The 4001-nt window shown below is 61.7% G+C and carries 5 protein-coding genes; 3 read left to right on the top strand and 2 right to left on the bottom strand.

Going from position 1 to position 4001, the window contains the following annotated elements:
- Positions 1-372 precede the first annotated feature (372 nt).
- Positions 373-1419, bottom strand: a complete 1047-nt coding sequence (locus PG896_RS20550; RefSeq protein ID WP_052815223.1) for an NAD(P)H-dependent flavin oxidoreductase — start codon at positions 1417-1419, stop codon at positions 373-375.
- Between the two features lie 203 nt (positions 1420-1622).
- The gene (locus tag PG896_RS20555) at positions 1623-2264 is read right to left on the bottom strand and encodes a ribonuclease T2 family protein (RefSeq protein ID WP_052815222.1); all 642 of its coding nucleotides are present in this window, start codon (positions 2262-2264) and stop codon (positions 1623-1625) included.
- A 221-nt stretch (positions 2265-2485) separates the two neighbouring features.
- On the opposite strand from PG896_RS20555, the gene PG896_RS20560 reads away from it, so the two are divergent.
- The 3 genes from PG896_RS20560 (at position 2486) to PG896_RS20570 (ending at position 3898) form a co-directional block, all read left to right on the top strand.
- Positions 2486-3046, top strand: coding sequence for a gamma carbonic anhydrase family protein (locus PG896_RS20560; RefSeq protein WP_010672952.1), 561 nt, complete (start codon positions 2486-2488; stop codon positions 3044-3046).
- A gap of 146 nt (positions 3047-3192) precedes the next feature.
- A complete protein-coding gene (locus PG896_RS20565) occupies positions 3193-3486 on the top strand; it encodes a hypothetical protein (RefSeq protein ID WP_042877801.1) in 294 nt (97 codons plus the stop codon).
- Position 3487: 1 nt separating this feature from the next.
- Positions 3488-3898 (top strand): DUF6515 family protein, encoded by a 411-nt coding sequence (locus PG896_RS20570; RefSeq protein ID WP_210538526.1) that lies wholly within the window; start codon positions 3488-3490, stop codon positions 3896-3898.
- Positions 3899-4001 lie beyond the last annotated feature (103 nt).

The raw sequence follows: 4001 nt of genomic DNA on the forward strand, positions 1-4001 counted from the left end.
GCGACGCAGCTTTTGGCTGCTGCGGGAGTGGCATTCTACTCAACCGCCTTCTCGAGTCAAGCCTTATTTTCAAAGGCATTTCGAGGCTACCGACCGGCTTGTTTGCGTTGCCGCTTACCCTGTCGATGGAGGCGCATTATAGAGACATAGATCACATTGGCAAGCCTTCATCGCAATAAAATTGCAAAAAAATGCAAATTCTTAGTTATTCATATCAAAACACAGCTTTTATACAGACTTACTCACAGGACAAGCCCGGAAAGGGCTCATTCTGCACCCTATTGCCTCCCGTTCCTCTCTGCCCGTCTCCTGTTCGAAGGGTTGCTGACCATATCAATCCATATATAAAGGAAGAGAATCGCAAAGTGACGCTCAGACCAGTCCTGCCTCAGCAACCCAGGCAGCGATCAGCTCGGCTGCCGCCATGGAGCGGCAACCCGATATGTTCTGCCCGGCCCAGAGTGGCGAGAAACCGCGGTCTCCCGCCTTTTCGGCTGCGGCACGCAACGGAGCCAATGCGCCGCTGGCATACGGGAAGTCTGGCGGCAGCGCCGAAAGGGGGCCGAGTTCCCGCATCAAGCGGTTGACTATCCCCCGCGCCGGACGGCCGCTGAACAGATTGGTCAGTGCGGTGTGTTGGCCATGCCTCCCCTTCAGCGCCGCACGGTGCAGGGGCGAGGTCGTCGCCTCGTGGCAACAGAGGAACGCCGTTCCCATCTGGACTGCGCTGGCCCCCAGTGTCAAGGCAACCTTGATCCCCTTGCCGTCGACTATGCCCCCGGCGGCGATGACAGGCAGATCCACTGCCGCCACTACCTGTGGTAGAAGGGTAAAGGTGCCCTGCTGCAAGCTGAGATCCTCACTCAGGAAGTGACCGCGATGGCCACCCGCCTCCAGCCCCTGGGCGATGACGGCATCGGCTCCGTGGTCAGCAAGCCACTGCGCTTCTGCCACCGTGGTGGCGCTGGCAAACACTTTTGCGCCTGTGGCTTTTACCTGGGCAAGCAATTCGGGCTCGGGCAAGCCGAAGTGGAAACTGACCACGGCAGGTTTGAACTCTGCAAGCAGGGCCGCATGCTCGTCATTGAAGGGGGCCCGAGAGGGGGCTCGCGACGGCGCAGCGGCATCCACCCCGAACTCGGCGTAATAGGGTAACAGTACCTGGCGCCAGCGCTGCTCCGCTGCCGGTTCCGGCTCGTGCTGCCGATGGCAAAAGAAGTTGATGTTGTATGGGCCCGGCCCGCTGGCGGCGAGGCGGCTCAGCTCCTGGCGCAGATCGGCACCACTCAGCATGGCGGCAGGCAGGGAGCCCAGTGCCCCCGCACTGGTCGCCGCCATCGCCAGGGCGCTGTCCTGCACGCCCGCCATGGGGGCCTGAATGACGGGATAGCGCATCCCCAGTTCGGCAAAGAGCGTCATATGATGGTTTCCTGTTTCTGATGGTGAGTCTGCCTGTGCGACAGAGGAGGGTTGAGTCGGCAGAGCGCACTTGACGTGCTGACACGTCGTCTGGCCATATCGCCTGTCCAGTTCCCGGCCAGACATCCTGCCTTGGCTTTCATCCATCAGGCTCCTTGAGGTTCATGGCACATCGGGCCCGCGAAGGGCCCGAACGTGAAGTGTCAGCGCACGCTGCGCAGCAGGAAGTCCGGCTGGCCACAGGAGCGGCGCTCCCGCTTCTGCATCTCGTCGGAGCAGGGGACGGCATCCGTTCCCTGCTTGTTGATGCAGATGTAGATCTCCCGCAGGAAGCGGCCCCCATCAGCGCAGGCCACCGTGATGTTATCGGGGGCCAGCCACTCGTTGGCGCTCGCCAGATCGGCCTTGAGCTGGAAGCTGTTTTTGCGCAGCGGCTCTTCCGGCGATTGATAGGCGGCCGGGATCTTCACCTTCTGGCGCAGATCGCTGGCCAGCTTATGGAAGGCCTGCTGGCTCAGGCCGGAGCAGGTGCCGTGCTTCTCCCATTCATGGCGATAGAGGAAGCGGCTGGGGTAGAGCCCGGCAAACTGCTGCTCCATGTCCGCATCCAGCCGCTCGCGGGTGCAGCTGGCGGGGTAGCCGCGCTGATACTGGGGCCAGAGACCATGCAGCACGAACCCCAGCTTGCGGGCACACTGCTCCCGATCCCCTGGCTTGATGGCGCAGTGCTCGGGCGACCAGGAGAGTGCCATGGCGTAATAGTCAAACTCCCCCGCATAGCCTTTGCCCTGGGCGGCGGAGATCCACAACAGCGACCCCACCAGCCATACCATGACCTGCTTCATCTCTCGTTCCCCCTCATCTCTTTGCACCCGGTGGCGCCCCATTTTGCGCCCTCATGCTCCCATAACAGGGAGTCAAAGAACAATCGCTCAAAATGGCCTTACTCACTGTGGGTCAGACCAGTAAAAGGTTTCCCCTGCCGGATCAGAGGCGTAAGCTGGCTCTCCGGCGGGCCTTCATGACGCGCCACGTTTCCCCGATTTCATCAGCAACAGGACGTAACATGATCCGCAAGAATCCCTCAGGTCACCTGCCCGTTATCGACGAATCCGCCTATATCGACAAGACCGCCATCATCTGTGGCAAGGTGATCATCAAGGAGAACGTGTTTGTCGGCCCCTATGCCGTGATCCGCGCAGACGAAGTGGACGAGAGCGGTGACATGGAACCCATCGTCATCGGCGCCAACTCCAACATTCAGGATGGCGTCGTCATCCACTCCAAATCCGGCGCTGCCGTCACCATCGGCGAGTTCAGCTCCATCGCCCACCGCAGCATCGTCCACGGGCCCTGCGAAGTGGGTAACCGGGTCTTCATCGGCTTCAACAGCGTGCTGTTCAACTGCCACATCGGCGAAGGGTCAGTGGTTCGCCACAACTCCGTGGTCGATGGCTGCGATATTCCCCCCGGCTTCTATGTCCCCTCCACCACCCGCATCAACCAGCAGAGCGATCTGGCGCAGATCCCGCGCGTCACCGTGGACGCCACCGAGTTCTCCGAGGATGTGGCTCACACCAACATCGACCTGGTCAGGGGTTACAAGGCGCTCTCCAACGAGTTTTGATCCGGTGAGCGGTTCACGACACACAACGGGCGCCACGACGCCCGTTGTCACAACTGTAAAGAGGGCGAAAAGAGGGTGTAAAGGTGGTTGAGCCGGGCGCACGCGTCGCGTTTGATGGGGGCGTTCCCATCAATGGAGTCATCATCATGTCACGCTATCCTGTCGCCCTTGCCCTGCTGCTGGGCACCACACTCCTTCATGCAGGCGAGATGCCGCCCCCGATGGGCGCCCGCCAGGGAGGTCCCATGACACCGCCCCCCTCCGTGCTCTATCACGCCAGCAAGCAGGGTGCGGATCCCCAGGCCCTGGTCCAGGCGCTGTCCAAAAACATTGATGCCGCCAAGCCGGATACCCGCTACGAGGTCACGGTCAGCGTGCGCGAACTGCCGCCCCAGCCACTCAAACCCCAGCCCGCCGGTGCACCGCTCAAGGGGCAGTGAGATGAGTCTGCACCGCCCTTCACTCTGGCTGCTTGCCATGGCCATCGCCCTGCCCGCCATGGCGGGTCCGGGGAACATGAGCAGACTGGGCGGATGGGAGAGCCCTGCCCCGCAGTACGGCCATGGGGCTGGCCCTGGCTTCGGCCACCGCGTCGACCGGCTGCCGGGAGAGGTGGAAACCTTGCTGCTGGCCGGGCTCACCTACTATGTGCTCGACGGCATCTTCTACCGCCGGCAGGAGAACCACTATGTGGTGGTCTCCCCACCTCCTCAGGTCCTGGTGGTGGCAGAGACAGGGCTCATCCCCCTGGATCTGGATGGCCGCCGCTATTACGTCAGGGAGGGTCACTACTACCTGCGAGAAATAGACGGGCGCTACACCGAGGTGCCGCCGCCAGCGGCGCTGCGCTGAATCGCACGGTGGAACAGATACGAGCAGGGTAAGTATTCACCGGAACAGTATTGACACAGGAAAAATGAGACGATCGTCTCTTGATCCCACTTTCCTGCTTGCT

The sequence above is a fragment of the Aeromonas sp. QDB30 genome (genome assembly GCF_027707645.1).
Lineage (GTDB): Bacteria > Pseudomonadota > Gammaproteobacteria > Enterobacterales > Aeromonadaceae > Aeromonas > Aeromonas caviae.

Excerpts from the sequence above, each read along its gene's own strand:
- PG896_RS20550 (WP_052815223.1), bottom strand. The coding sequence starts at position 1,419 with ATGACGCTCTTTGCCGAACTGGGGATGCGCTATCCCGTCATTCAGGCC.
- PG896_RS20555 (WP_052815222.1), bottom strand. The coding sequence starts at position 2,264 with ATGAAGCAGGTCATGGTATGGCTGGTGGGGTCGCTGTTGTGGATCTCC.
- PG896_RS20560 (WP_010672952.1), top strand. The coding sequence starts at position 2,486 with ATGATCCGCAAGAATCCCTCAGGTCACCTGCCCGTTATCGACGAATCC.
- PG896_RS20565 (WP_042877801.1), top strand. The coding sequence starts at position 3,193 with ATGTCACGCTATCCTGTCGCCCTTGCCCTGCTGCTGGGCACCACACTC.
- PG896_RS20570 (WP_210538526.1), top strand. The coding sequence starts at position 3,488 with ATGAGTCTGCACCGCCCTTCACTCTGGCTGCTTGCCATGGCCATCGCC.